The organism is Chitinophaga sp. RAB17 (genome assembly GCF_052114225.1).
In the GTDB taxonomy this organism is placed as follows: domain Bacteria; phylum Bacteroidota; class Bacteroidia; order Chitinophagales; family Chitinophagaceae; genus Chitinophaga.
Map to the genome: position 1 here is coordinate 1,243,396 of NZ_JBFREI010000001.1, position 26,220 is coordinate 1,269,615.

23 protein-coding genes and 1 tRNA gene are annotated in these 26,220 nt (G+C 45.0%); 11 read left to right on the forward strand and 13 right to left on the reverse strand.

Annotated features, from left to right (window positions below; genetic code table 11):
- Positions 1-255 precede the first annotated feature (255 nt).
- The 4 genes from AB4Z08_RS04905 (at position 256) to AB4Z08_RS04920 (ending at position 5,942) form a co-directional block, all read left to right on the forward strand.
- Positions 256-762, forward strand: a complete 507-nt coding sequence (locus AB4Z08_RS04905) for a T9SS type A sorting domain-containing protein (RefSeq protein ID WP_441572612.1) — start codon at positions 256-258, stop codon at positions 760-762.
- Between the two features lie 41 nt (positions 763-803).
- Positions 804-1,982 (forward strand): type IX secretion system outer membrane channel protein PorV, encoded by a 1,179-nt coding sequence (gene porV / locus AB4Z08_RS04910; RefSeq protein ID WP_441572613.1) that lies wholly within the window; start codon positions 804-806, stop codon positions 1,980-1,982.
- A 118-nt stretch (positions 1,983-2,100) separates the two neighbouring features.
- On the forward strand, positions 2,101-2,538 hold the full coding sequence (locus AB4Z08_RS04915; protein WP_441572614.1) for a hypothetical protein: 438 nt from the start codon (positions 2,101-2,103) through the stop codon (positions 2,536-2,538).
- A gap of 29 nt (positions 2,539-2,567) precedes the next feature.
- On the forward strand, positions 2,568-5,942 hold the full coding sequence (locus AB4Z08_RS04920; protein WP_441572615.1) for a hypothetical protein: 3,375 nt from the start codon (positions 2,568-2,570) through the stop codon (positions 5,940-5,942).
- Between the two features lie 290 nt (positions 5,943-6,232).
- Here AB4Z08_RS04920 and rpsG read toward each other — a convergent pair whose 3' ends face one another.
- The 3 genes from rpsG to AB4Z08_RS04935 all read right to left on the reverse strand — a co-directional run bounded on the left by rpsG (position 6,233) and on the right by AB4Z08_RS04935 (position 8,566).
- Complete coding sequence (gene rpsG / locus AB4Z08_RS04925; RefSeq protein WP_089903272.1) at positions 6,233-6,700, reverse strand: 30S ribosomal protein S7; 468 nt, start codon at positions 6,698-6,700, stop codon at positions 6,233-6,235.
- 29 nt (positions 6,701-6,729) lie between these two features.
- Positions 6,730-7,110, reverse strand: a complete 381-nt coding sequence (gene rpsL, locus AB4Z08_RS04930) for a 30S ribosomal protein S12 (RefSeq protein WP_012789278.1) — start codon at positions 7,108-7,110, stop codon at positions 6,730-6,732.
- A 355-nt stretch (positions 7,111-7,465) separates the two neighbouring features.
- On the reverse strand, positions 7,466-8,566 hold the full coding sequence (locus tag AB4Z08_RS04935; RefSeq protein WP_441572616.1) for a branched-chain amino acid aminotransferase: 1,101 nt from the start codon (positions 8,564-8,566) through the stop codon (positions 7,466-7,468).
- Between the two features lie 132 nt (positions 8,567-8,698).
- Between AB4Z08_RS04935 and AB4Z08_RS04940 the strand changes: the two genes are divergently transcribed.
- From AB4Z08_RS04940 to AB4Z08_RS04955, 4 genes are read left to right on the forward strand one after another with little or no spacing between them, the layout of a single operon-like run.
- A complete protein-coding gene (locus tag AB4Z08_RS04940; protein ID WP_441572617.1) occupies positions 8,699-9,196 on the forward strand; it encodes a hypothetical protein in 498 nt (165 codons plus the stop codon).
- A 29-nt stretch (positions 9,197-9,225) separates the two neighbouring features.
- Positions 9,226-9,810, forward strand: coding sequence for an RdgB/HAM1 family non-canonical purine NTP pyrophosphatase (rdgB, locus tag AB4Z08_RS04945; RefSeq protein WP_441572618.1), 585 nt, complete (start codon positions 9,226-9,228; stop codon positions 9,808-9,810).
- A 19-nt stretch (positions 9,811-9,829) separates the two neighbouring features.
- Positions 9,830-10,270 (forward strand): acyl-CoA thioesterase, encoded by a 441-nt coding sequence (locus AB4Z08_RS04950; protein ID WP_441572619.1) that lies wholly within the window; start codon positions 9,830-9,832, stop codon positions 10,268-10,270.
- A 9-nt stretch (positions 10,271-10,279) separates the two neighbouring features.
- Positions 10,280-10,873 (forward strand): nitroreductase family protein, encoded by a 594-nt coding sequence (locus AB4Z08_RS04955; protein ID WP_441572620.1) that lies wholly within the window; start codon positions 10,280-10,282, stop codon positions 10,871-10,873.
- 104 nt (positions 10,874-10,977) lie between these two features.
- On the opposite strand, the gene AB4Z08_RS04960 is transcribed toward AB4Z08_RS04955, so the two are convergent.
- Complete coding sequence (locus AB4Z08_RS04960) at positions 10,978-12,552, reverse strand: glycerol-3-phosphate dehydrogenase/oxidase (RefSeq protein ID WP_441572621.1); 1,575 nt, start codon at positions 12,550-12,552, stop codon at positions 10,978-10,980.
- 247 nt (positions 12,553-12,799) lie between these two features.
- Between AB4Z08_RS04960 and AB4Z08_RS04965 the strand changes: the two genes are divergently transcribed.
- Both AB4Z08_RS04965 and AB4Z08_RS04970 read left to right on the forward strand, forming a co-directional pair.
- Positions 12,800-15,268: a mechanosensitive ion channel family protein gene (locus AB4Z08_RS04965; RefSeq protein ID WP_441572622.1), complete on the forward strand. Its 2,469-nt coding sequence runs from the start codon at positions 12,800-12,802 to the stop codon at positions 15,266-15,268.
- A gap of 125 nt (positions 15,269-15,393) precedes the next feature.
- Positions 15,394-15,467 (forward strand) — tRNA-Met (locus tag AB4Z08_RS04970).
- A 149-nt stretch (positions 15,468-15,616) separates the two neighbouring features.
- Here the strand turns inward: AB4Z08_RS04970 and AB4Z08_RS04975 are convergent.
- The 3 genes from AB4Z08_RS04975 to AB4Z08_RS04985 form a co-directional block, all read right to left on the reverse strand.
- On the reverse strand, positions 15,617-16,000 hold the full coding sequence (locus tag AB4Z08_RS04975) for a nuclear transport factor 2 family protein (protein WP_441572623.1): 384 nt from the start codon (positions 15,998-16,000) through the stop codon (positions 15,617-15,619).
- Between the two features lie 86 nt (positions 16,001-16,086).
- Positions 16,087-16,659 (reverse strand): Crp/Fnr family transcriptional regulator, encoded by a 573-nt coding sequence (locus AB4Z08_RS04980; RefSeq protein WP_441572624.1) that lies wholly within the window; start codon positions 16,657-16,659, stop codon positions 16,087-16,089.
- Between the two features lie 162 nt (positions 16,660-16,821).
- Complete coding sequence (locus AB4Z08_RS04985; protein ID WP_441572625.1) at positions 16,822-17,817, reverse strand: terpene synthase family protein; 996 nt, start codon at positions 17,815-17,817, stop codon at positions 16,822-16,824.
- A 1,165-nt stretch (positions 17,818-18,982) separates the two neighbouring features.
- On the opposite strand from AB4Z08_RS04985, the gene AB4Z08_RS04990 reads away from it, so the two are divergent.
- On the forward strand, positions 18,983-19,726 hold the full coding sequence (locus tag AB4Z08_RS04990) for a hypothetical protein (RefSeq protein ID WP_441572626.1): 744 nt from the start codon (positions 18,983-18,985) through the stop codon (positions 19,724-19,726).
- 306 nt (positions 19,727-20,032) lie between these two features.
- On the opposite strand, the gene AB4Z08_RS04995 is transcribed toward AB4Z08_RS04990, so the two are convergent.
- The 6 genes from AB4Z08_RS04995 to AB4Z08_RS05020 all read right to left on the reverse strand — a co-directional run bounded on the left by AB4Z08_RS04995 (position 20,033) and on the right by AB4Z08_RS05020 (position 26,181).
- Entirely contained in the window at positions 20,033-20,254 is a 222-nt protein-coding gene (locus AB4Z08_RS04995; RefSeq protein WP_441572627.1) for a helix-turn-helix transcriptional regulator, read from the reverse strand.
- Between the two features lie 136 nt (positions 20,255-20,390).
- Positions 20,391-20,756, reverse strand: a complete 366-nt coding sequence (locus AB4Z08_RS05000; protein WP_441572628.1) for a hypothetical protein — start codon at positions 20,754-20,756, stop codon at positions 20,391-20,393.
- A 441-nt stretch (positions 20,757-21,197) separates the two neighbouring features.
- Positions 21,198-22,202 (reverse strand): glycosyltransferase family 2 protein, encoded by a 1,005-nt coding sequence (locus AB4Z08_RS05005; RefSeq protein ID WP_441572629.1) that lies wholly within the window; start codon positions 22,200-22,202, stop codon positions 21,198-21,200.
- A complete protein-coding gene (locus AB4Z08_RS05010) occupies positions 22,189-24,141 on the reverse strand; it encodes a glycosyltransferase family 2 protein (RefSeq protein ID WP_441572630.1) in 1,953 nt (650 codons plus the stop codon). The genes AB4Z08_RS05005 and AB4Z08_RS05010 overlap by 14 nt, the downstream gene beginning before the upstream one ends.
- Positions 24,131-25,339, reverse strand: coding sequence for an ABC transporter ATP-binding protein (locus tag AB4Z08_RS05015; RefSeq protein WP_441572631.1), 1,209 nt, complete (start codon positions 25,337-25,339; stop codon positions 24,131-24,133). The genes AB4Z08_RS05010 and AB4Z08_RS05015 overlap by 11 nt, the downstream gene beginning before the upstream one ends.
- A complete protein-coding gene (locus AB4Z08_RS05020; RefSeq protein ID WP_441572632.1) occupies positions 25,336-26,181 on the reverse strand; it encodes an ABC transporter permease in 846 nt (281 codons plus the stop codon). Before AB4Z08_RS05020 ends, AB4Z08_RS05015 begins: the two co-directional genes overlap by 4 nt.
- Between the last annotated feature and the right edge of the window lie 39 nt (positions 26,182-26,220).

The following is a 26,220-nucleotide window of genomic DNA, read 5'->3' on the forward strand; positions in this document are numbered from 1 at the left end:
TTATAGTTTTCCCGTTGCTGTATTTGCATCAAATTCGTAGCGAATTGTTAAAAGGTTAGATTTCCCCCAACACGAAAAAACAAGAAACGTAGCAAAGTATTATTCGGTTTCCCCCTAAAACACAGATTTATCATGAATGAAAAACTTTACACTATACCTGATCAACAGGTAACCAGGTTATTTATTACCATAGCATTCCCGGCATAAGGCTGTAGCATTATTCCAGCATCTTCATTTACTGATTAACCTTTCTATATGAGAACATTTGTACTCAGGTACTCCTGTGCACTGTTGTTACTGACGTGTGTCTGTACTTCATCAAAGGCCCAGGTAATTCTGAACCGGCAGGTAGTAGCCAGTGCCGGCGGAAATGGTGTTGTTCAGAACATCCAGATCCAGTATACCGTAGGAGAAGCAATAGTATTGCCTGTCACCAATGGCAAAACCCTGCTTACGCAAGGATTTCAACAACCGGAAGAATTACCCAAACTCCCTCCCGGTGTAAGTCCTGTTAAGAGCTATATTTTATTCCCCAACCCGGCAGTTACCAATACCAAGATTCAATTTGATCTGCTGTCAAATGTGAATGTAACCATTGAGGTGATTAATCCGGCAGGCCAAAGCATTTATCATCAGTATCTGCAAATGGGTGCGGGCAAAAATACGGTCATATTGCCCGTCAACCGCTTTGCAGCAGGCATATACACGGTTATGTTAAATGTAAGTGGTAATGTCTTTTTTGAAAAGCTCATTGTGCAGTAATACGCTCCTGTAGCCCCCCATCACAACTTAATTGATGACACATGAAATACGGTTATACAATTATACTTCTTGCAGGTATTTTGACAGCTGGTATCCCTTTATCAGCACAAAAGATCACCCAAAAACCGCCTAACATAGGCGCCAGTTTCTTACTGGTTAATCCGGATGCCCGAAGCAGTGGAACCGGAGATGCCAGCATTGGACTAACGCCTGATGCCAATTCCCTGTTTTCCAATGCAGCTAAAATAGTTTTTGCCGGCGATTGGGGCGTAAGCGCCAATTACTCCCCCTGGATGTGGGAGCTGAATAACAATAAGTCTAATATGGCTTATGTAGCTGCCTATAAAAACTGGAATGCGTCTGAAGGCGTGGGTATTTCCATGAAATACTTCAATTACGGCGCTGTTACTTTCCGCGATGATAACGGAACAGTACTGCAGGATTATAATCCGAAAGAATTTTCGATAGATGGTTCTTATGCCCGGAAACTGGGTAATCATATGTCGCTGGCATTGGGCATCAGATATGTGCGCAGTCAGCTGGGACAAGGCTCCTATAATAGTCTCCAGCAGAAACCTGCATCAGCCGTGGCCGGCGATCTGAGTTACTATTATCAAAATAGTGTAGACCGGCTCGATTTCGGCAACCGTTACTGTTTTGGTATAAGTATTACCAATATCGGCACCAAACTTCAATACACCGACGATAACAACAGGAAGAGTTTTCTGCCAATGAGTCTTCGTATCGGTGGCGGCTATACGTTTGTACATACCCAGGAGCATGAGTTCACCCTTTCCGTTGATATTAATAAATTACTGGTACCCACCCCCCCATTGTATGCACTGGATTCCAATGGCATAGAAACCAACCAGATTTTAAAGGGTAAAGATCCTAACCGGGGAGTAGTAGAAGCGATGTTTTCTTCTTTTGGAGATGCTCCTGACGGCTTCCATGAAGAGCTGAGAGAGTTTACCATTGGTTCCGGCATCGAATACGGATATCGCCAGGTATTTTTTGTGCGGGCAGGATATTTCTATGAACACCCGTATAAAGGTTACCGGCAACATTTCTCGGCAGGAGTAGGTGTACGGGTATCGAACCTGGCGCTGGACATTGCTTACCAGATGCCTACAGGAGAAAGCCTGGTGCAGAAAAGAACCCTGAAATTTTCACTGGTATACAACATCGGCGGAACACGTGATGAAGCTGTACAACATTAGTATAACCGTCATTAACTATTTAATGATTGCTGTAAATGATTAAACAGGAAAAAGAAAAAACAGCTATCACCAACAGGTAAAACAACTTTTCATTCATGTATCTATAATTCTCAATCATATGAAATCACTGCTCATAACTTTATTCCTTGTCACTGCGGGAATGCAATCATTCACCCATGCACAGGTTCGTCCGGCATCCAGGAATGAAACTGTTAACGATGGTCGTAATCCGATCGACTTTTTATTCCCCGATCTACAGGCGGATCTTGCAAAACTGCAGACCAAAGAGATAAAGTCTCAACCGGATAAGGCTATAATATCTACGCCTATTGAAAACCGGCTTTTCACAAATTATAAGGCGCCCGTTGTTCATAACAATTCGAATGCGCGTTTACTGAAAACCAGTGCGACTCCATCTCCCATGGCTTCAGACCTATCTGCTACGGACGCAGCGAATAAACTGAAAGCTGCGAAGGCAGCACAGACCGTAAAACCAATTGTCATCCCCAATCAGGGCAGCGAAGTGAATAGCGCACCTGTAAAGAAAAAGAGCTAAGCCTGCTGTAACCTACTAAAATGATTATTATGAAAAAGATATTCTACCTGGCAATATTACTCTTAGCGGTATCATCCCAATATGTGCAGGCTCAGAGCGGGCTTGCCGGAACTAACTACCAGGCTGTAGCACGTAATGCGAATGGCACTGTTCTCGGTAATCAATCGCTGACCGTACGTTTTTCTGTACTCGGTGGCTCCGCTGCCGGACCTGTGCAATACCAGGAAACACATAATGCTACCACCAATAATTTAGGCTTATTTACTTTACAAATAGGAAAGGGTACTCCATTGACAGGTACTTATAGTACTGTTCCCTGGGCAAATGCCAACCAATATTTGAAAGTAGAAATATCCATCAACGGAAGCAATTTCAGCGAGCTGGGTACTTCACAATTAATGAGTGTGCCGTATGCTTTATTTGCGGCAAACGGAAATCCGGGACCTGCAGGACCTGCGGGTGCTAAAGGTGATCCAGGTGCAGTTGGGCCAGTGGGGCCTATCGGACCTAACGGACCAATCGGACCAGTAGGGCCAGCGGGTACCAAAGGAGATCCAGGCGCGGTGGGGCCAATTGGACCCATCGGACCAGTGGGACCTATCGGGGCTACCGGACCGGTAGGACCGGTGGGTGCCAAAGGCGATCCGGGTCCGATAGGACCTAATGGCGCCACCGGACCTGCAGGTCCTCAGGGCATTCAAGGCATTAAAGGAGACCCTGGTGCCGTTGGACCAGCAGGAGCGACAGGACCTGTAGGTCCTGCTGGACCTCAGGGAATACAGGGTGTTAAAGGCGATCCAGGGGTAGCAGGACCTGCGGGCATACAAGGCCCTAAAGGTGATCCTGGTGTAGCCGGGCCTGCTGGCATACAAGGCCCTAAAGGTGATCCCGGTGTAGCTGGACCTGCCGGTATACAGGGCCCTAAAGGTGATCCCGGTGTAGCCGGACCTGCGGGTGTGGCTGGCCCAATTGGACCGATCGGACCAATGGGACCTGCAGGACCTCAGGGTATACAAGGCCCGGCCGGTAATATCAACGGCATAGCAGCAGGAGGAGATCTCTCAGGTACCTATCCTAATCCCCTGATTGGAAACGGAAAAGTTACCCTGGCTAAAATAGCTCCAGGCGTTATACCCACTACCTTACCTCCTAACGGCCCCGCCGGCGGTGATCTGAGTGGCAGTTATCCAGCTCCTGTAGTAGCAGGATTGCAGGGTAAACCAGTGAGTAACGCAGCGCCGCTGGCCAACCAGATATTAAAATTTGATGGTGTACAATGGCTGGCAACTGCTGCCCCGGGAGGCGGACTTACCCTTCCTTTTGTAGCCACAGAAAATAACCCCGCTACGCTATTCAGCATTACTAATGACGGAGATGGTACTTCCCTGGAAGGCATTAATAACACCACTTCTTCTTCTATCGCGGCTATACGGGGCATTGTTAGCTCCGCCTCTCCCGGCGGCTTTTCTTCTGCGGTAAGAGGTATCAATAGTGGTACCGGTGGATTGGGAATAGGTATGTGGGGGTCTCAGGCTGGCTCTGGCTGGGGAGTTTATGGCGTAACGCCTAACGGACTCGGTGTATATGGTAACTCCAGTGCAGCAGGAACTGGCGTATATGCCAACAGTAATTCTGGCACCGGTTTAACTGCTACCAGCAACAATGGAATACCAGCAACCATCTCAATCTTTAATAATGCAAATAACAATAACGCACTCAATGTCAGCACTTTAGGGAATGGCTCCGCGATCACAGCCTCCGCCGGCGGCGGGTTCGGTATCGATGCCAGCAGCACGAATAACACAGGTGTGCATGGTAGCACAGCTGTACAAACGGCTGCAGGTGTAATTGGTGATAATACTGGTGCTGGAGAAGCTGTAGTTGGACGGACCACGTCTGATATTGCTGGTGCGGTAGTAGGGCGTAATGATGGTGGTGGTTACGGTGTACGTGGCTTTGTGTCTGGCAATACTACTGGTACCGCTATAGGCGTATTTGGCCAGATTGGACTAAGCGGTAGCACAGGCGCCTCCGGACGTTTTGAAAACAACAATACAGCTAACTCAGTTGATAATATGACGGCCTACACCAACTCTCAGGGTGATCCGGGTGTAGTTGGTACAGGGGCTGCCGGGGCTTTTGAAGTAAACAATGCCAACTCTGTAGCTCCGGCTGTAAAGGCCAAAGTGAATACAATATTTGGCAACTTCGGCGCTGCGGGCGTTTTCTCTGAGTCTGCCGGTACCGGCGGCTTTGCTGGATTATTTTACACCTCCAATACAGGAGGCAGCGGCAATACACTAGTGTCTATCAATAACGGTAATGGCGATGCTATTGTAGCCAATGTAAAAAAGGATGGTAATGCCATTGAAGGTAATGTTAATGGAACCGGTAAAGCCATCTATGGCTGGGTGCCCTCCTTCGGTACCGGTCAGGCTGCGGATTTCGAGATTTTCAATGATGCCAACACCAACAATGTGGTGACGGCTAAAACAATAGGCAATGGTACAGCGGGCTATTTTGAAGTGAATACTACTAACGGTACTTCTCCCGCTGTACACGGCAAGGTAAATTCACAGTTCTCCAACTTTGGTACTGCGGCCATATATGGTGAAAATGCCGGTACTGGTGGATTTGGCGGATTGTTCTATTCTTCCAGTGTAACTGGTAATGGACCTGCACTCATTGCTATCGCTAAGGGAAATGGCAATGGTATCACTGCCAATGCTGCCAACCTGGGTGACGGCGTAGAAAGCACTGTTAACGGCACTGGTAATGCCGTTTACGGTTGGGTACCTAATTTTGGTACCGGTCGCGCTGCCAGATTCGTCAATTTCAATAACGCCAATGCGACTGACGTACTACGGGTAGAATCACACAGTACCAGCAATCTTGCTGTATTCAGAAGTGGCGACCCGGCTACTGTAAATGTAGCCAGGATCAATAGTGCCGGACGGGGGTTCTTTAACGGCGGTACACAAACCGGAGGTGCGGATCTGGCGGAATCATTTGCTGTATCAGGCGCACGGGCTACCTATGAAGCCGGGGATGTACTGGTGATTTCGACTCATACAGACCGTATGGTGGAAAAATCAGCGGAGCCTTATTCCACCCTTGTGGCAGGTGTGTTTGCCACCAGGCCAGGTGTATTGCTGACTGAACACGATATAGAAACAGACCTTTCTGAAGAAGTTCCGATGGGAGTAGTTGGCGTGATTCCGACTAAAGTATGTAATGAAAATGGCATTATTCACCGGGGTGATTTACTGGTGACTTCCAGTAAAGCAGGTTATGCCATGAAAGCAGATATTGATAAAGTGAAGCCAGGACAGGTAATTGGAAAGGCATTACAGGAATTTGATGGTGAAGCCGGTAAGATTAATGTGCTGGTAAATGTGAAATAATAATCCAGTGTTCCTAAATATCCAGGTATTTTCAATTGGCAGGCATCCGTTATGGGTGCCTGTTTTTTTGTGAGATGTGCTGAGTGGGCTGCAGCGGATCAGCTTATTCTTTCAGCAGCCATGCGCTTTCAAGGTGACATGCCCTCCGTATTGAATGTTCTTTTTGTGAGATGGAGGAGGCAGGACAGTGGATGTAACTGGCGTTTACCGGGAAGGTATAAACACAAAAAGGCAAACAGCTCCAAAGGAACTGTTTGCCGAATATATTGAGTTGCCTGTTAAGGCTATAACTAGATTCTGAAGTGAGAGAAAGCTTTGTTCGCTTCTGCCATACGATGCGTGTCTTCTTTCTTCTTGAACGCTGCGCCTTCACCTTTGCTTGCTGCTACGATTTCATTCGCCAGCTTGTCAGCCATGCTCTTACCGTTTCTTTCGCCGGCAAAGCGTACTAACCATTTGATGCTCAGGGAGATCTTTCTATCAGGACGAACTTCCGCAGGAATCTGGAAGGTAGCACCACCAATACGACGGCTTCTAACTTCTACACCAGGAGTAACATTGGTTAATGCTTTTCTCCAAACCTCGTAACCGTTTTCACCGGTCATTTGGCTTACCTTATCCACAGCATCGTAGAAAATTTTATAGGCAATGCTCTTTTTTCCTTGTTCCATAACGTTATTAACAAAGCGGGTTACCAGCTTGTCATTAAACCTAGGATCTGGAGCCAGAGGCAATTTCTTTGCAGCTTGCTTTCTCATTTATTGAAAATTACGACTATTTATAATTGTTATTTCTTAGCCTTTTCCTTTTTAGTACCATATTTGGAACGGCTCTGCTTTCTGTCTTTCACACCTGCAGTATCCAAAGAACCGCGAACGATGTGGTAACGAACACCTGGTAAATCTTTTACCCTTCCACCACGGATCAGTACGATAGAGTGCTCCTGCAAGTTGTGACCTTCACCAGGGATATAGGCAATCACCTCAACTTTGTTGGTTAAACGCACTTTCGCTACTTTACGCAGAGCGGAGTTCGGTTTCTTAGGCGTGGTAGTGTATACACGAGTACAAACGCCACGACGCTGAGGGCAGCTATCTAATGCCCTGGACTTAGACTTAGCCCGGATAATTTCTCTTCCTTTTCTTACTAATTGTTGTATAGTAGGCATTCTTTACCTAGTTTTTTTATGTCGGTTTACAATGACATCCAAATTCCCCACAAAGGGATTTTGGGACGGCAAAGGTAAAACTATATGTGTGAATAACAAAATTGTTTCGAAAATATTTTTACCGGGATGATCTTCTGTATAAACAGGGAAAGGTCTTATTATTCTGGTAGCAGCTCAGGATTACCAAAAACCGGATTGCAAAGGTATGATTTCCCTTAGAAACAACCATAAAAAAATATTGGTTTTTTGAAGGAGCGGAAAGCTGAAGGCAGAAAGCAAAAAGCTATTGAAGCGGATGGGTGTCCGGGACAATAGCTTTTTGCTTTCTGCCTTCAGCTTTATGCCGTTTCAGCTCTTATTTCTTGTCGATTATGTAATTCCAATGGCGGGTATCTGTTGCCCGTCCGGTGCGGATATCATCCAAACGACGGATCACTTCTGCTCCTATTTCGTATTTGGTAGTATCCAGTTTGATTTGTGTATCCAGGTAATCCAGCTGTTCTACATAGGCCACACTGGAAGCTGTTCCTGTTCCAAAAACTTCCCTGAGGGTACCCTCTTTATGGGCAGCCACTACTTCATCAATAGAAATAGGTCTTTCTTCTACTTTAAGGCCCATATCAATGAGAACATCCATTACGCTGGCCCTGGTAACCCCTTCCAGGATGGTTCCCTGTGTAAGGTCCGGGGTAATGGCAGTATTGCCTATGATCGCAAAAACATTCATGGTACCGCATTCCTGGAGGTATTTGTGTTCATATCCATCTACCCACAAAATCTGATCATACCCCTGTTTCTTAGCCTGCATGGTAGGATACATAGTACCTCCATAGTTACCGGCAGCTTTGGCATAACCCACCCCACCCGGAAAAGCACGTACATATTTATCCTGCACCAATAATTTAATAGGCTTATTAAAATAAGGACCAGAAGGAGAATTGATGATGGCAAATTTATAAGTATCAGAAGGACGTACGCCTATAAACTCATCCGCAGCAATCATAAAAGGACGCAGGTAGAGAGAACAGCCCGCTCCGGTAGGTACCCAGTCGCGGTCCATATCTATTAATATATCCAGACCGCCAATAAACAGCCACTCAGGTACCTGGGGCATTCCCATTCTTTCTGCAGAGGTGTTAAAGCGTTTGTAGTTATCATATGGCCTGAAGATCATTGGTTGGCCCTGGGGATCTTTATAGGCTTTAATGCCTTCGAAAATTGCCTGCCCATAGTGCCAGGCGGCATTGGAAGGACTTACAGACAGGTTCTGAAAAGGTAAAATTTCCGCATTTTTCCACTCCTTACCATCAAAATCAGCCACCAGCATATGATCAGCATACATTTTACCAAATGCCAGGTTATTGAAATCCACTTCACTCAGCCTGCTATGCGTAGTTCCGGTGACTTTGATCTTCTTTAGTGCCTCTTCCTTAACTGTTGATTTATCTACCATCATGGTTAATCAATTTTATCTCAATATTTTTACATTTTTAATCGCTGTGTCGCCAAAACCTTTACGGTAAGGCAGTGCAAATAAACTGATTTTTCCCCAGCCGGGGTTTTCATATTAAATTAAACGATAATAAATATGTCGCTTGAGCAATACCAACTGGATCCTTACTTTCTGGCTAAAATCTTTACCCAGCCAATCATTCCCGGGAAAAGCGTGCCGGCTGAGGCCGCGGAAAAAGTGGTGCCCAAAGTCAAATATTTAGGAGAAAATCAAAAAAACATTGCGCTCTTCATACAAAACGAAAACGAAGCGTATCTAAACGAAGAATTATTCAACCTCCTCACCAATATATTAAATGCCTGTAAACTAGGGATGCAGGATGTGTCGCTTTTTAACGTGTCGCACCACCCTTCCCTTACATTTCCTGACTGGCAAACAGCTGTGAAGATAGAACGGAGCGTTGTATTTGGGATTGCACCGGAACAACTTGGACTCAGTGATATTCCACTTTATCAGCTCGTGACGGTAAATGGTACTACCCTCCTCTTTTCAGATGAATTAGCACTCATTGGCACCGACAAAGCGCTGAAAGCCAGGTTATGGGCAGGACTAAAACAATTACTAGGTATTTAATACAATAAACCGCATTCTCATCCGACTATATGAAATTGATATTTGCTACCAACAATCAAAACAAAGTAAAAGAGTTCCGGTCATTGCTGGGAGATCAGTTTGAAATCATCACCCTGCTGGAAGCCGGCATAGACATCGATATTCCGGAACCTCACGATACCCTGGAAGCCAATGCCACCGAGAAATCGGCTACCATTCACCAGATGACCGGACAAAACTGCTTTGCAGAAGACACCGGCCTGGAAATCGCCGCATTAAATGGTGCCCCGGGTGTTTTATCTGCCCGTTATGCCGGTGAGCAAAAGGAAGCAGCTGATAATATTGTAAAAGTATTACAGGAACTGGAAGGACAAAGTGACCGCAGTGCGCAGTTCCGTACCGTGATTTCCCTTATACTGGATGGCAAGGAACATCAGTTTGAAGGCGTGAGCCAGGGCCACATCACTACGGAAACGAAAGGTGAAAAAGGATTTGGCTATGACCCCATTTTTGTTCCCGAAGGTGAAACCAGGGCTTTTGCAGAAATGGACCTGACAGAAAAGAATAAATACAGCCACCGGGCCAGGGCCTTTGAAAAATTTGTGGCCTTCCTGAAACAAACAGCAAACGTTTAGCATCTCCCTAAAAAATAATATGGCAAGGATTAAGATAGATTTACCGGCAATATTTCCTTTTATTATACAAATACCTGTACGCATACAGGACATTAATTATGGTAACCATGTAGGCAACGATGCTATACTGGCTATCATGCACGAATCAAGGATTCAGTTCCTCAACAGCATCGGCTACAAAGAACTGGATCATGAAGCCGGTAAAGGCTTGATTATGGCAGATGTGGCAGTAGCTTACAAAGGAGAAGGATTTCATGGAGATATTTTTGAAGTAGCGATAGCCGCAGGAGAATTTAATGCCTTTGGCTTTGAATTGTTTTATCGCATCACTACTAACAGGAATGAACAAACGATCACGATTGCCGAAGCCAAAACCGGCATGATTTGTTTCGATTACCATCTTCGCAAAATAATGAAGTTACCGGCCGACATGAAGGCCTGCCTGGAAACAGGAAAATAAATACAACATATGATGGATACAACAACATTAGCCACATCTGTGGAGCAAGTGATTACAGCACGTCGTACGGTGAAACCTACCAGCATGAACGGCAGGAAGATACCAGATGAAACCGTTCAGCAATTATTGCAACTGGCCGACTGGGCTCCCACCCACGGCTATACGGAGCCCTGGTATTTTGTGGTATACAGCGGAGATAAAGTGCAGCAGTTTTGTTCAGATCACGCCGACCTGTATAAGCAATACACCCCGGCAGACAAATATATTCCGGGCAATTACGACAAATTGAAAAACCAGGGCAACCTCGCTTCGCACGTGCTGGCCATTTGCATGAAACGGGGCAATAATCCAAAGATTCCGGCACTGGAAGAAATTGCGGCAGTATCCTGCGCAGTGGAAAATATCTGGCTGGGAGCAACTGCACTTAATCTTGCAGGCTACTGGGGTTCCGGTGGTATGACCTACCACCCTGCCATGCAGGATTACCTGGGTTTGGGAGATGAAGACCTGGTATTGGGTTTCTTTTACCTCGGTTACACAGACGAACCTGCGCAACCTGGAAGAAGGGTAAAACCATCTTCAGAGAAGTTCGTTTGGAAGTAAGCGTAAAGCTAAAGGCATAAAGCAAAAAGCTATAGAAGCGCATGATGTTAGTGATATACTGTTCATCATGCGCTTCTATAGCTTTTTGCTTTATGCCTTCAGCTTTATGCTTCGGCTAATAAATAGCCTCTTGCCTCTGCTTCAAAACTGCTTATCTGTGTGGCTACCCAGTGCTCATCTTTATGTAATTCTGTTGCCATAATCCTGGCTACGGCAGGGGCTATACGTAGCGCCTCCTTTGCATCGAGGAAAAGAAGCCGGGTACGGCGTGCCAGAAAATCTTCAATATTACGGGCCATTTCTTCTCTCACGGCCCATACTACCTGCGCTTTAATGATGTGATAGTCCCGGCTCAGCTCCTCCTGCAAATCCGGCTGACGGGCTACCATCTGATGAATATGTAATACATCGCTGCCGTAAAAATACCAGGGATCATCCCAGTTCACATTATCTGTCGCGCCATGGATTTTGAGATGAGGCGTAGCGGTGGTCGTTTCTTTCCAGCGCAATACTTCTTCCAGCTTATGCACTACATCTTCCGCCATGCGGCGGTAGGTGGTCCATTTACCACCGATAATAGTGATGAGTCCTGATTTAGCGACAATAATTTTATGGCTGCGGGAAATTTCCTTCGTTTTATGTCCTTCTGCTTTAGCAGCCGCCAGTGGGCGAAGACCAGCCCATACACTGCGTACATCGGAGCGCTGAGGTGGCCGGGAAAGATACTGCCCGGCAGTACTGAGAATAAAAGCAATTTCATTTTCCAGCGCTCTTGGCTCCAGGCTGATATGATTTACCGGCGTATCCGTAGTTCCTACCACTACTTTGTTATGCCAGGGTACTACAAACAGTACCCTGCCATCGCTGGTAGCAGGAATCATCAGGGCATTGTGCCCGGGAAGAAACTCGCTGTCGAGCACCAGGTGCACACCCTGGCTGGCCGCAATAGACTTAGGTGCCTGTGGGTTATCCATCTCCAGAATATCATCCGCAAAAACGCCGGTAGCATTAATCACCGCCCTTGTATTGATATGGATATCATCTCCACCATCCAGTGTATCCTTTACCGTTAGGCCGCTGATATTTCCTTCGGAATCCTTATCCAGGCTGGTCACCCGCATATAATTCAACACGGTACCTCCTTTATCTGCGATCGTTTGCGCCAGGTTGATCGCCAGACGACTATCGTCAAACTGACCATCGTGATACAATACGCCACCAGCGAGTTTATCCTGTTTGAGCGTAGATAAACGCTTCAGCGTTTCTGACCTGGAAATATGCACGGACTTACCCAGACTGAGTCGTCCTGCCAGCCAATCGTACATTTTGAGGCCGATGGTGTATTTTAAATTCTCCCAGAAATTAAACGTAGGAATTACAAATGCCAGGTTACGCACCAGGTGGGGAGCATTAGCGGCCAGCAATCCACGCTCCACGCTGGCTTCTCTTACCAGGGACACATCTCCCTGTGCCAGGTAACGCACCCCTCCATGCACTAATTTGGTGCTTTTACTGGATGTGGATTTTGCGAAATCCACCTGCTCCAGCAGCAAAGTCCGGTAACCTCTTGTTACCGCTTCCAGCGCGGCCCCCAACCCCGTGGCGCCACCACCAATCACAACGATGTCCCAGGGTTCAAGATCCTTTCTAAGTGCAGTAACGAGCATTTCTCTGTTCATAAGCGAGTTTTCATTGGTCTGGCAATTACTTACAAAATACAGCGGAATTATATACCGAGCAAAAGTTAAACAGCCGATTCCAGAAAACTTAACGGTCTAGCCGGTTAAAAGTTTTAAATTCAGGAACATTTAGGCGTGAAAAAATGTTCCTCCAAAAGGATTACCCATTTCTGCCGGCGCAGGAAATTATATGCACTTGCTTATGTTCATGAAGGTTAAACCATTTTTGCTACAAATCATATTGCTGATGGCTATTATCAGCGGCAGCTTCTCCACAGCTGCGCAGAAAAAAACTCCGGACACCATTCACCTGGTAGCCATAGATAGCGCCACTATCCGGAAAAACATTGCGGCCCTGTCTAAAGACACCAACCGTATAAAAAAATCCGATACGGCTGTAGCCATCCTTATTAATCGTATTGAAAACTACACCCTGATGCTGAATGACCTGATGAGCTCACTCAGGCGCGGGTTTGATACCGCCAGCATCAGCGCTGGTCTTCCGCTGACAGACACCTCTATTGCCCTCGTTAAATACAACATTGCCAGTCTGGGTCGCACCCCCAACATCAACGATATTTATACCAACAAAGTAATGCTGGAACAGCTGCAACGCAGACTCACCTCCTGGCAAAGCTCTCTTTTTTCTTATTATGATAAACTGGTCAACATCAACGACACCATTCATTCCCTAAGGAATGATACCGCCATGCGAAATATACCTGCAGAAGATGAGCTGTATGGCTTTTACCTGGGGCAGATGACCAACCTCATACTTAAGTTCCGCGCAGTAGACAGCGCCAATAGGTACAACCTGATCAAAATGGGACTGCTGCAAAATAAAGTCGCCAACCGGTACATAGATGTTTCCAATTTATATGAAGACATGGACTACCGGCTGCAACAATATTCTGCCAACATGTTTACCCGCGATTACCGTTACCTCTGGAAGCCCCACCGGGACAGCATTAATCCGCTTGAATTTTTCCCGGTACTAAAAAACTCCCTACACAAAAGCACCAAAGTGCTGGGGATATTTTTCTCTATCCAATGGCCGGTATTTTTTGTGTGGTTACTACTGGCGGTGTTACTCTCCTGGTGGATCTATAACAACATCAGAAGAATCCGGCAAAACCATACAGAACAGGAAGGGGAAACGATATTACAGCATGCGAAATATGTATATCGCTTCCCGGTAGCCAGCATCGTTGTATTTATTACTACGTTGTCGGCTGTACTATCTGTGCGTTATCCGATCCTGTTTACAGAAATCACCTGGGGACTTGCCGCCATTGCGCTGACCATTATTTTCCGCTCTCATTTCCCTAAAACATTATTCAAAAACTGGCTGCTGCTGATAGGCTTATTATTCATTTACAGCCTCAATAACCTGCTGATAGAAGTCACCTATGCAGAGCAATGGGGCCTGCTGATTGGCGCCATTCTTTCTATCGTACTTGCCAACAGGTTATTAAAAGAATCGTCGCTCACCACGTTTGCACAACCTAAATATACCCGGCCGGTGCTGCAGCTATTTTTGATTACCAGCGCGTTTTCCCTGTTGCTCGTTATTTTCGCCAGAGTGGGCACTGCCAAAATAATTGGTTCCAGCGCGGTGGTCAACACAGTGATGGCACTTAGTCTTTTTGCCCTCGTGAAAATATTGATGGAAGCAGTATACCTGCAGGTAGAAGCAAATAAAGATTCCAGCACGTTCATCTCTTTCATGGACTACCAGGATGTACAGCGAAAACTGAAAACATTCCTGAGCATACTTGCCGTCGTAGGCTGGCTGATCATCGTTACCCGCAACGTTTATTTATACGATGCGATCTATGAAGCCATCACGGGCTTTCTTTCTTCACGGCATACTATCGGTAACTCCGACTTTACTTTCAGCAGCATTATTATTTTCATACTGGTAATATGGGTAGCCACCGTTGCTTCCCAGCTCATCGCCTATATGTTTGGCAACACCGGCCAAAGCGCCAACCCCTCCAGGAAAACAAAGTTTGGTTCCGCCCTGCTGCTGCTTCGTCTCGCGGTACTCGCCGGCGGCGTACTGCTGGCATTTGCCGCCTCCGGCATTCCCATGGATAAGCTCACCATCGTGATCGGTGCATTGGGCGTAGGTATCGGCTTCGGCTTGCAGAATGTTGTCAACAACCTGGTATCCGGTATCATCCTCGCTTTTGAAAAGCCCCTGGAAGTAGGCGATGTGATAGAACTCGGCACCCGTTCCGGCGTAGTAAAGGAAATCGGCATCCGCTCCAGCAAAATCAGCGCCTACGACGGATCAGAAATCATTGTTCCCAATGGCGACCTCATCTCCCAGCAACTAATCAACTGGACCAGAACCAACCGGATCCGCCGCGTGACTTTCACCCTCGGCGTAGGATACGGCAGCGATGTAAAACAAGTGACCGACATAATACAATCCGCTTTTACAGACAGGAAAGGCATACTTACAGCCCCCTCCCCAGTGGTACAGCTATATGAATTTGGCGCCAGCTCCATCAATTTCCGGGTATATTTCTGGGTCGCCGACCTGGATGTTGCCGGCACCCAGCAAAGCGATGTGCTCACATTTATCTATGACGCACTCAACAAAGCAGGCATCGAATTGCCTTATCCACAGCAGGATCTGCATGTAAGGTCTATCGATGAAGCCTTGCTGAAAAAGTGGGACAAACCCGCGCCTGACGGCACTGTTTAAAAAAAATTATAAAAAAACGTCGGATACATTTTGAATTTTCATTTTTAAGCCGTTATCTTTGCACTCCCGTTTTGGAGCAGCAGGCGCTACTGATAGTAGTTACAGCGGTCAAAGTGGAGATAAAAGGCGAGGTAGCTCAGGTGGTTAGAGCGTTGGATTCATAACCCAAAGGTCTCGGGTTCAACTCCCGATCTCGCTACAATGGCAAAATGGCTTCACAAAAGTGAAGCCATTTTTATTGCGCTTCAACGCCATCTCAACGTTCAACCCAATCTGCTATTTTTTACCGATGAACGTAATGCCTTCGCTTTATTTTGTTAGCACGCCCCAGCAAGTAATTGAACTTGTTTATTGATTGATGCCACTCATAATTTTACTAACAATGACCCACTTACCATCAATCCTGTGTAATGAAAGAAAATCATGATAAACCATATCATACGCTTTCACCTGTACCTCTGCCACCGCAACAGAGTTCACCTGCTTTATACTCAAAATTTCTCCATTAAACGGCTTACCTGAATCTTTCGGGCTCTCCCGATTCGCTACCACATCCAGCCATTCAGCGAATGTTTTGCTATAAGGTTGTCCTTTTACATCACCGAACAGCCTTGTATCTGGGTGAAAGATCTGTTTTAGCTTATTCAAATCACCTTCATAACTTCCCTGAAAATAATATTCTTCCAATGCCTGCGCAATGCTGGCGTCATACGTTGTTGGTTGAGTTGTCATTCTTTATATGTTTAGTATGGCGTGAAGGTATGAAGGGCGCGAAAGTAAATTGTGTGATGCAGATCACAACTTCTGAGGACAGCAACTCAGGAGTTATTCAGACGGTAAAGCGTTTCTCTCGAAACGCCTAAATAAGCGGCAATCAGTCTTTTTGGCACCATATTGTACAACTCAGGGAATAAAGTTATCAGCTCTTCATAACGATATTTTACATCGTTGTTCATTGTGCTTAGTAATCTTTTTTGAGAAGCCACATACTCATTGGTCATACGAGCGCGGAAAAAATGCTCTACCTCATGAAACCTTTTACAGGCGTTCTCCCGGGCTTTGTGCGACAGGCACAACAATTCGGTATCTGTAATACAACCTATACTAATAGTAGCTCTTGTACCACTATACAAAGCGCTGTAGTCCGATGCCCAGCACGAAGGCATTGCAAACTGCAAAACAAACATTTTTTGGTTATCATTTACATAGAAGGTTTTAATGCAGCCACTAAGCACAAAATATTCACAATCTATTCTTTCACCTGCAGTAATAATATAGGATCCTTTCTTATAAGATTTGGTTGTGAAGCAATCGAAGAAATCATCGAACTCATTATCCGAAAGTTTAGCCGTTTTGGCTATATGTTCTTTTAGTAGTTGTTTTGGGTCCATGCCTTAAAAGTAAATAAATCTTGTAGCAATCGGTTAAACATTCTGTCCGATCCCCCTACAGATAACAAGCCGCAAACACTTACTACAAAGTGTTTGTGGCTTGTTTATTTGAGCACGGCGGTGCAATATGAATGCTTATTTCTTAGCCTTTTAAGGAACATCTCAGCGAGGACTCTTCTCTTCGGGCCAGGCAAACCCTACTCCTCCATGCAGGTATCTCTCCGTTTCTTGTAAATAAAATGTATTTACTCCCTGAAGCCCGACTCCCGCATAGTAAAAGAACTTATCTACATGTTCCTGGTATTCACCAAACTCACGATAGTCCCTATGTAAGGCAATCACTTCTTCCAAATCCGCATTATGAATACGGAGAGCCTCTGTACAAGCTTCTTCCAGCGATAGATGATATTCCCGTTGCAGCACAAAGACCAGGTTAAACACTTCTGTTCCCTTTGCCATTTCCTTTGGCAGAGAATGAATATCGTTTTGCCATGCAACAACTCTGACAATCAGGGAAATGATCTTTAGTATAACGGGATGCTCAATGATATGGTTCGGCAGAACAAGGCCTGATTCAATTTCACCAAAGATCAGATACGGACGCATAAGAACAGAAAACTCACGAATGACTTGGAAAAGGCTCAAAGAAGGGGGCAGATTGGTTACTTTAAAAGAATATTCCAATTCAATCCCATATCTGAAGGATTGATAAAAATAGTAGATGAAACGCTCCATCCATATTTCAGGCATGAAAGCACGGAATTCGTTTCTGAGGATCGCCAGATGTTGATAAAGTGCATTTTCATCTGGCCCTGGTTCTTCACCTTTAAGAATAGCTGTACAACGGATCCGCTGTTGTTGGATTTCCTGAAGTGAGGAATCTTCCAATTGATCATCGAGAACAACATATTGGAGCATGAACCTATTGCAGGGAATAGCTTGCTCATACGTCAGGTCGGGCCACATACAGGCGGTACAGGCATGCAATCGCATCTTCTTGTATTTCACCTTTTGTTCGTCCGTCAGAAAAGTGTAATCATTGTCGATCCAGGAATCCATATCCCTCCCCATTTGCTCTATATGCGAATTCACAAGATTGGGCCATGGATAATAATTTAAAGGAAGATAGTTGCTGGATTTGAATTCTTCAGGTAGCATATTATAGTTTATGTTTAGCGATAAATGTGCTGTCTTATACCCTGGGCGCTACTTTTGAAATTGATTAATCAAAAACTTGTGGAAGAGGCAGATTTCCATCCATTTAATGTCGTGCCGAAATAGTGCGCCGTGTTTTCAAAATCTGGCAAAAAATGTTGAATACCTTTTACTACTTTATAATAAATGGCGTCTGTTGCCTATACAGACTGTACATCATTGAAGCATATTATCATGCTGTATTTTTCCTTAATATTTATTTAGAAGGTTGCTTCAAAAATAGAGAGGTATGCTGCAGTAAACATACAGTTGCTTCATTTATAATACATTAAAAAATCACTGTCGATTATCCCCTGCATTTCAGACAATAACGAAATCACGGGTTCCCAATGCCTCCCGCTGCCCCTACGAAATTAGAAAAGGCTTTCAGCGATGCTGGAAGCCTTTTCTAATTTTAATTATATATTTTACGTTTGGCGTAAAATTTGCAATTCAGATTTAATAAATCAGCACCCAGGTGTTCTGGAGGATGGTTTAGGGTTAGAAAGTTCTTTTTACTAGGGTTCTATATTTGTTTAACAACTATGTATGTAAAGCATGCAAAAGAAGAGGCAAGTCAATTATTTAAAAACGCCTCTGTTGCCACACAACAGATACAAATAAAAAAGGAGATTGCTATGGAGAGAAAACAAATAAATATAAATCAACAAGAATTAAATTCTATAGAAACTAACTCTAAACATCCTTTAAGGAATTAATTATATAAAGCTCCTTACGGAGCTTTTTTCATTTTGTATAAATTCATTTTTAGGTAGGAAGACTATCGACTATTACACAAGCTTTCAATATTTGGTTAGATATTCCGCCCTTCCTCGCTACAAAAGATTAGAAACTCCCTATAGAATTTGTATTCTATGCGAGTTTCAATTCATACCTGTTTAATTTGCTATATCTGGCATTATAGAATCAAATTAAAAACCTGGGAATTATCCTTTTTTCAATATTCTCTAAATGCTCATACACTCGTGTTTGCCATTGTCAAATCCCCACTGCACTATCTTTGAATATTATACAATACTCCATACACTCCCATTAGCTAATCTTCCATCTATCCCGAAAACACGTTCCCCGAATTATGTTATATTTATAGTAATCAAAATAATCTCCCATGGCAAAACAAATGTCTGTCATTCGCTTTACGGGAAAACTCGGTCCTCTCATTGGGTATAAGCGCAATGGCCAATACTTTCTGCGCTCCATGCCGGAAAGTGTACGCCAAACCACTGCTACCCGCCGCGCATCCAGGCGCTTTGGCATCGCCAGCAGGAAAGGCGCTTTTATCCGGCATGCTTTCTACAACCACCTGGATATCCATTGTGACGGTGGCCACATCAATCGTCTCAACAGGATGCTCATTGCTGCTGGTGATCATCATGAGGCCATAACTGGCTTCCGCTTTAATCAGCATACCGGAGTAGATCGCTTCTTTGCGGTAGCTCCCCGCCTTTTGAGTAATGGGATATTAAATATTCCCGCACAAACCATCGATGGGTATAAAGGTATGGCTGCGCTGGAGGTAAAAGTGATCGCAACCCGTATTGATTTTACATCACGTCAGGTCGTGGGTAGCGAAACGGTTACGCTAATGATAGAGCCAGATACCACTTTCCAGGAAACAAATGTTTCGCTGGATGTACCGGGACAGGGTTCACTCGTAGTAGTTTTCCAGGTAAGAGCGATGTACAAGGATGGCCCATCGCGTAGCAGACAAAATGTGGCCGCCGATGTTATTGCGGTGGCAGCGCCACAGGTACCCAAATATGCTAAAAAACGTACTTATCCAAAGCGGACAAGATTACTTCCCAAACTTACCTATACACACGCCTATCCAGCTATCATTCAACTGGAATAAAGCCATCTTGCCTCCGGAGATATTTTGATGAATAAACCTTTTATGCCTGCTTCCTTTGAATAGTACATCTCTTTCCGCAGCTACAGCCTGGTACTGAAGCAGTACTGCTATGGCCAATTCTAACCTCCATCCGTCTTCTGATTCAATTTCATCCGGGTTATACATCCGAACCTCATCCCCGCATCAAGTCCACCTCTCCTGCGGTGTTTCTGTAGGTGCATAGCGGGTACTAAGCATTGGCTACTCATCTTCTAAGCGGCGTTCAACCTACCTGCTTATCCTCACCTCTTTAATGCATAGCCATGATTACTTCTTCTCCTTCCTGGGATCAATCAACAATTCACACATACTAACGTCAAGGGCTATGGCAATATCACGCAGCACTTTTAATGTTGGTTGAAAATTATTATTACACATACGCGTAACGGCACTGGGGGTTTTGCCTATCATCTCAGCAAGGTCTTTTTGCTTAATATCCTTATCAGCTAGTACTGCTTTTATTCTATTAATTTTTAATTTTCCTTCCATAAAAATGATAATTATCCTCTCAAATCTAACCTAAATAAGAGAAGAAAAAATCACAACTTGTTATCAATCAATACGTAGCAGTTACATAAATTGATTCTTACGTATTATTTATTACTAATTAAGCCAATCTCCCTATTCAATACCGGATTGTGTCTACTTTCTTAAGATGGGGTACGCCATTACTATCTTTTCGAAAAAAATAGGCGGAATCTGAAAATGCGGCTTTATAAATAGAGTCTCCTATTTGAATTGATTTAATAGTCTCTCCAAAAGAGGGACAATGTATTACTTTTGAACGCCCATTATTTTCTATTTTCAGATCATAAGCGTCTCTTCCTGTAAATTCATAGCTGGTAATAATGCCCGTCAGAATATTTTCATGAATGACGCTCATTTCTTCAGAAGATCTGATGTAGTTTCTGATTAAAATCCCCGCGATTATCACTATACCAAGTGCCCAAACAGACAAGCCAATCTTTGCAATACGATTCAATTTCTCCATAGCAGTATTTATTTTTTCCCGAAAGTAATTTTTTTTTTGAGGGGTAGAATAACTTCGTCCAAATGCGCCGTTGAATACATCATAGTTTATTACTCTTGAGGGATGATAAAATACTAAGCATGTTTGTATTGGTCTCTTTACTCAAAACTATGACCTTTCAAAACAGGAACTCAACCTACACCATTTTTTATACCCGCTAATTTACAATCCCTTCTTCTCCTTTCATTTCTTTTTTAACCCTACAATTATTAAATGATGTAAAAAGATATTGCAATCACAGTTTCGACAAACAATTCAAATGCAGCGTTAGCGCTTCATACCCTATTCAGCCAATTACCAGTAATATTCCGGGAGCATGTATGTGAAGAGTGTATATTCGGCGACAAGCGCCAGCAGACGTTCGTCGCCGAATAAAAGTAAAAAATGTCAGGCATCTTCCCCCTACTTCTGCTCTCCCTGTTTATACCGTATCAATACCTTCAGGAATATCTTAAGCACGAAATAAGCCGTCACCCTGTTCTGATGCAGCAAAAATGACCGTAACGCCTGTTCCAGCGCCTGCCGGGGCCTATTGTATTTATGATAGGCCATGTCTGATGTGTGCGCAAAATACAAAGACCAGTTGCGCTGTGCCTTTCGTTTTAACTGCCGTTGCTGTTGTGCCGGCAGGTAAGCCTGTATGATGTTGATGACCTTTGTGATATCCTTGATATGCTGACCCGACTGAAAATACCGGCTTGTAATATTGGTGCTATGTACCCGGTAAGCAGCAAGGGTTTGAGGGGTATAGGCAACCGGGTAATGCGCGGCTATTCTCACCCACATCTCCCAGTCTTCTCCATAATGAATACCAAAAAATCCACCCAGATGTTCGTATACAGCTCTCTTTACTACTACCGCCGGTGGTTGCAATTTTTGTTGCGTTGCAATGGCAGGCAGCCACTCGCTGATAACGCCTGGCGCCGGCAACAGCGTATTTCCCGGCCACATAAAATTACCTTCTTCATCGATATATGAATAGCCTGTACACACAGCCCCTGCTTCGGGATATTGTTCAAACAGGGATGCAGTAACCGCATACAGCCCATCACCGGCCATGTCATCACCATGCAACAGGTGAATTAACTTCCCCCTGGCGCGGTTTAAACATGTTTCAAAATTCCGCAGACTGCCACAATTCTCAGGCTGTTGGTAAAATTCAATGCGGCCTTTGCCGATGGAGGCTACCAATGCCGCTATATCGGCATCCGTGCTACAATCATCCACTACTTCTATTTGCATCAGCTCAGGACCCGGGTCCTGCATCAACACGCTTTGCAGGGTAGCCGCCAGATAACGGCTACAGTTATACGTAGGTATCATCACCGACCAGAGAGGACGGTGCACTCCGGGAGCAACAGGTGGTATTAATGGTGGTTCACCTGGTATCCGCTCACTTATTTTCATGCTGGTTTCTTTTAGTATAATAGGATGTCCAGTTGTTCAATCCCTGCTGCAAAGCAAGTCTTTCCTGTTCATTTTGCAATGCCGGCAGCTGTTTCTGTAATACCTGGCGCGCCCATTTCAGCATACGTGTTTTATTGGTGGACATGTTCATATCATGAATTCGGTAGGCAGCAATTCTATTATTGTGATGAAAAACAAAAAGGTGTCGGGCAATGTTGAGATTGAGATCATAATCTTCACAAACGCTTAGCCGGGTATCAAAATGGAAATGAAAAAAAAGATCGCGTCTATAAAGAATACATGATTCCATACCAATGTAATTCCCTTGCAACAACGACAAATATCCGTCACCACTATGATATACGGTGTTCAGGAAAGCACCGGATTTATCCACGCGGTCATGTGCACCGGAAATAAATCCTGCATGTGGATATAGTTTGAAGTAATACAGTTGCAATTCTGCTGCCCCTGCATATAAATAATCATCCGCGTCCAGGAAGATCAGGAATTGTCCTTTGCTAAGCTGCACCCCTATATTCCGGGCGGCAGATAATCCTACCCGCTCTACACGTGTATACCTAATCTGTGTTGAATAATGCGCGCACACGGCTGCTGTATTATCGGTAGATCCATCATCGATCACAATCACCTCTACCTGTTTCCAGGTTTGTCCGAGTGCACTGTCGATGGCCTGTTTCAGATACTCTGCATGATTGTAACATGGAATAATAACAGAAACAATGCTCTGCTCAGTTACCGGAACGGGTTGCTGTAAGGCAGATGGAAACACGGTAATATCCTGTCGTTGAAATTGTTTATGTGCATTATAAAACCGCCAGCCTGAATAGCAGCCTTTTATCTCCATCATAATATGCCGGAGACTTTCATTGTGGTTCCGCTGCAGCCATTGTTTCAGCCGTTTTAGATAATAGTGTGGCAGCCCTTTGTACAAACGCCGCAGTTCTCCACGTTGCTGGTAGTTTTCATATTGTACCAGCAGGGCGCTTACATGTCCGCGCATGTAGCTGAACAGCTGCTGACGCAGGCCGGTATCGGATGACCGGTGTTCATGAAATACGTATAGTTCCGGTATATAATAGCAATTCCAGCCTTCTGCCAGTACCCGGTACCACATCTCTGAATCGCCACTGCAGCCGGACGCTCCGACATCGAGTCGTTCATCAAAAAAGCCGGCGAGCAGGAATACGTCTTTTCGAAAGGCCATGTTGGCGCCGGCGCCAACATCCCATGCAGGCACCCCATAAACACTATGATCAAGAAAATAACGGTGATCGAACAGACGAGGCAGATACCCTTTATTGAATCCCCATTTCTTTTCAAAAATATATTGTGCATAGGTGTCCAGGGAGGCAGGGATCACGAGACCAGTAACAGCCATTATTAGCGGATCGCTGAAACAGGCTTTGAGGTTGGCAATCCAGTTGGCAGGGATCTTTACATCATCATCGGTATATGCAATCAGATCGCCGGTAGCGGTGCGGGCACCTGTATTGCGTGCAATGTCAAGTCCTTTCCTTTTTTCGCGCACATATTTTACAGCTGGAAATTTACGTGTAACCTCATAGGTGGCATCGTCATCAGGTGCGTTATCAATCACCAGCAGTTCGAAATCCTGGTCTGTGCAGGATAACAGGGATTGCAGACAGACCGCGAGTGAATGCGGCCGGTTGCGGGTACAGATCACTACAGACAACCTCTCCCCAGTATTGACGGTATGCAATGAAGAGCCATGCTCCCGGTAGTAGTCTAATGCAGGCTGGATAGCTACCCGGAGCTTTTCACGCGCTTCTTCCGGCTGAGTGATCCAGGCATGGCCCAAAGGGATGTTATTCCACCAAACCACCACATACTGATGACCGGCAGTTAATACCAGGCTATCCAGTTCCGTGAGCTGTACATGAGATATTTTATACAACATGCTGTTGATTTAAAATCACAGGAAAATCCGGGCGTACATATCCCATCCATTTCCCAAACCAGGCTGTATTTTCCCGATAGTCTTCCACATTAAATGAAAGACAACATTCAAAGTAAAAAAGACGCGTGGTGGTATCTTTTACAAATACGATGGAAAGATAATAGGCGCCATCGTTCAGGAAATTACCTGGTATCCGGCATTCACCGCTGATGATGCCGGGTTGTAATAGCGCTCCTTTTGACGCTACATCAAAAATGCATTCGCCGGCCATATTAAACAGGTGTATTCCGGCGATCAGGCTACCGGGATTGGGATCAGCATACCAGCACTCAAACCGGACGATAAAGGGCGTACGGATATCGAACAATTCCGTGTCATATTCCAGGGATACTTTCTTTATCCTGATATAGTCGTTACCTGGTGCTGAATCCGGGGTATTGTATTCCTGGTGAAGATAGTCCGATTGCAGGTTTTTCAGGTAGCTGCCAATGACTTCTGCCGGGTTACCTTCGTTGATGAGCTGACCTTTATGCAAGGTGATCACCCGATCGCAAAGATTAAGCAGCGCCTGGGTGTTATGGCTTACAAACAATACTGTTTTTCCCTTGCGACCGGAAATTTCTTTCATTTTGCCAAGGCATTTCCGTTGGAATTCCACATCGCCCACAGCCAGCACTTCGTCAACCACCAGAATTTCCGGGTTGAGGTGAGCGGCTACGGCAAAGGCCAGTCTCATGTACATCCCGCTGGAATAACGCTTTACAGGGGTATCGATGAACTGTTCTACCCCGGAAAAGGCAACAATTTCATCGAAGCAAGCCTGGATCTCACGTTTTTTCATGCCCAGGATATTCCCGTTAAGAAAAATATTCTCGCGTCCGGAGAGTTCTCCGTGGAAGCCTGAGCCCACTTCCAGCAAGCTTGCTACCCGGCCCTTACCAAATGCCCGTCCGGAAGTGGGGGCTGCTATGCGGGAAATAATCTTCAGCAGTGTTGACTTACCAGCACCATTATTGCCGATAAATCCCATCACTTCTCCCTGGTTTACCTCGAAGCTCACATCTTTTAATGCCCATATCAGAGAATCTTTTGCGGGCTGCTTCTTCAGCCAGTAGCGGATATCTTCCCGCAAACGACCGGCACCAGTAGTACCAAGACGATAAGATTTGGAAATATTTTCTGCTTTGATGGCGATCATATCACATCCATTACTTTTAATTCCTGTTTCTTAAATAAGGTGATGCCTACCAGTATCAGCAACAGCACTTCCCCACAGCTAAAGAGCAAGTGCAGGATATACACTGGTTCATTTGAAAAGAACCCTGCCCGGAAAGTTTCTATCACTGCCGTAAGCGGATTAAGCCAGAACAAAATCTTGTATTGCTCCGGTACAATGGATGTGGGGTATACCACCGGCGTAGCGAACATAAAGAGTCGCAACAGGAACTGAAGGGTATAATCCAGATCCCGATACCGGGCGGTGAGTACGCTCACAATCAACCCTGCTCCCAGTCCGAAACCTGCGGTAATCAACAGCAACACCGGCGTTAATAAGATATAATAAGTAGCTGTAATTTCTCCAAGAGAGCAGTAATACAGGTATATGAAAATAAACAACAACAGCTGGATGGCGGTTCTCACTGTGTGAGAGATCACACTACTGAGAGGAACGATGAGCCGGGGAAAATAAACCTTGCTGAAAACATTGGCATTTTGCAGGAAAGTGTACATGGTACCATTCAGGCAATCTGAAAAGTAGCTCCAGAAGAGTATACCGGAAAGATAAAAAAGGATGGGAGGAATTCCACTGGTAGAGATCTTTACAATTCTTCCAAAAACCAGGTAATACACCAGTGTGGTCAGCACCGGTTGCAGAAATACCCAGAACGGACCCAGTAAGGTTTGCTGGTAGTTGGCAAGCAGGTCTCTTCTGACAAGCCGCAGGAGCAAGTCTTTATAATGCCAGATCTCCGACAGGTGCCACTGAAACCATTTTGTGCCGGAGCTGATCTCCCAGTCCCAGGCGTCTTTATTTTCCATTGGTTGTATTGCTTTATATAGTTAATACGCTGCCCGAGC

What these genes read in the sequence shown, in the direction of transcription:
- AB4Z08_RS04905 (WP_441572612.1), top strand. Translation starts at nt 256, where the DNA reads ATGAGAACATTTGTACTCAGGTACTCCTGTGCACTGTTGTTACTGACG.
- porV (WP_441572613.1), top strand. Translation starts at nt 804, where the DNA reads ATGAAATACGGTTATACAATTATACTTCTTGCAGGTATTTTGACAGCT.
- AB4Z08_RS04915 (WP_441572614.1), top strand. Translation starts at nt 2,101, where the DNA reads ATGAAATCACTGCTCATAACTTTATTCCTTGTCACTGCGGGAATGCAA.
- AB4Z08_RS04920 (WP_441572615.1), top strand. Translation starts at nt 2,568, where the DNA reads ATGAAAAAGATATTCTACCTGGCAATATTACTCTTAGCGGTATCATCC.
- rpsG (WP_089903272.1), bottom strand. Translation starts at nt 6,700, where the DNA reads ATGAGAAAGCAAGCTGCAAAGAAATTGCCTCTGGCTCCAGATCCTAGG.
- rpsL (WP_012789278.1), bottom strand. Translation starts at nt 7,110, where the DNA reads ATGCCTACTATACAACAATTAGTAAGAAAAGGAAGAGAAATTATCCGG.
- AB4Z08_RS04935 (WP_441572616.1), bottom strand. Translation starts at nt 8,566, where the DNA reads ATGATGGTAGATAAATCAACAGTTAAGGAAGAGGCACTAAAGAAGATC.
- AB4Z08_RS04940 (WP_441572617.1), top strand. Translation starts at nt 8,699, where the DNA reads ATGTCGCTTGAGCAATACCAACTGGATCCTTACTTTCTGGCTAAAATC.
- rdgB (WP_441572618.1), top strand. Translation starts at nt 9,226, where the DNA reads ATGAAATTGATATTTGCTACCAACAATCAAAACAAAGTAAAAGAGTTC.
- AB4Z08_RS04950 (WP_441572619.1), top strand. Translation starts at nt 9,830, where the DNA reads ATGGCAAGGATTAAGATAGATTTACCGGCAATATTTCCTTTTATTATA.
- AB4Z08_RS04955 (WP_441572620.1), top strand. Translation starts at nt 10,280, where the DNA reads ATGATGGATACAACAACATTAGCCACATCTGTGGAGCAAGTGATTACA.
- AB4Z08_RS04960 (WP_441572621.1), bottom strand. Translation starts at nt 12,552, where the DNA reads ATGAACAGAGAAATGCTCGTTACTGCACTTAGAAAGGATCTTGAACCC.
- AB4Z08_RS04965 (WP_441572622.1), top strand. Translation starts at nt 12,800, where the DNA reads ATGGCTATTATCAGCGGCAGCTTCTCCACAGCTGCGCAGAAAAAAACT.
- AB4Z08_RS04975 (WP_441572623.1), bottom strand. Translation starts at nt 16,000, where the DNA reads ATGACAACTCAACCAACAACGTATGACGCCAGCATTGCGCAGGCATTG.
- AB4Z08_RS04980 (WP_441572624.1), bottom strand. Translation starts at nt 16,659, where the DNA reads ATGGACCCAAAACAACTACTAAAAGAACATATAGCCAAAACGGCTAAA.
- AB4Z08_RS04985 (WP_441572625.1), bottom strand. Translation starts at nt 17,817, where the DNA reads ATGCTACCTGAAGAATTCAAATCCAGCAACTATCTTCCTTTAAATTAT.
- AB4Z08_RS04990 (WP_441572626.1), top strand. Translation starts at nt 18,983, where the DNA reads ATGGCAAAACAAATGTCTGTCATTCGCTTTACGGGAAAACTCGGTCCT.
- AB4Z08_RS04995 (WP_441572627.1), bottom strand. Translation starts at nt 20,254, where the DNA reads ATGGAAGGAAAATTAAAAATTAATAGAATAAAAGCAGTACTAGCTGAT.
- AB4Z08_RS05000 (WP_441572628.1), bottom strand. Translation starts at nt 20,756, where the DNA reads ATGGAGAAATTGAATCGTATTGCAAAGATTGGCTTGTCTGTTTGGGCA.
- AB4Z08_RS05005 (WP_441572629.1), bottom strand. Translation starts at nt 22,202, where the DNA reads ATGAAAATAAGTGAGCGGATACCAGGTGAACCACCATTAATACCACCT.
- AB4Z08_RS05010 (WP_441572630.1), bottom strand. Translation starts at nt 24,141, where the DNA reads ATGTTGTATAAAATATCTCATGTACAGCTCACGGAACTGGATAGCCTG.
- AB4Z08_RS05015 (WP_441572631.1), bottom strand. Translation starts at nt 25,339, where the DNA reads ATGATCGCCATCAAAGCAGAAAATATTTCCAAATCTTATCGTCTTGGT.
- AB4Z08_RS05020 (WP_441572632.1), bottom strand. Translation starts at nt 26,181, where the DNA reads ATGGAAAATAAAGACGCCTGGGACTGGGAGATCAGCTCCGGCACAAAA.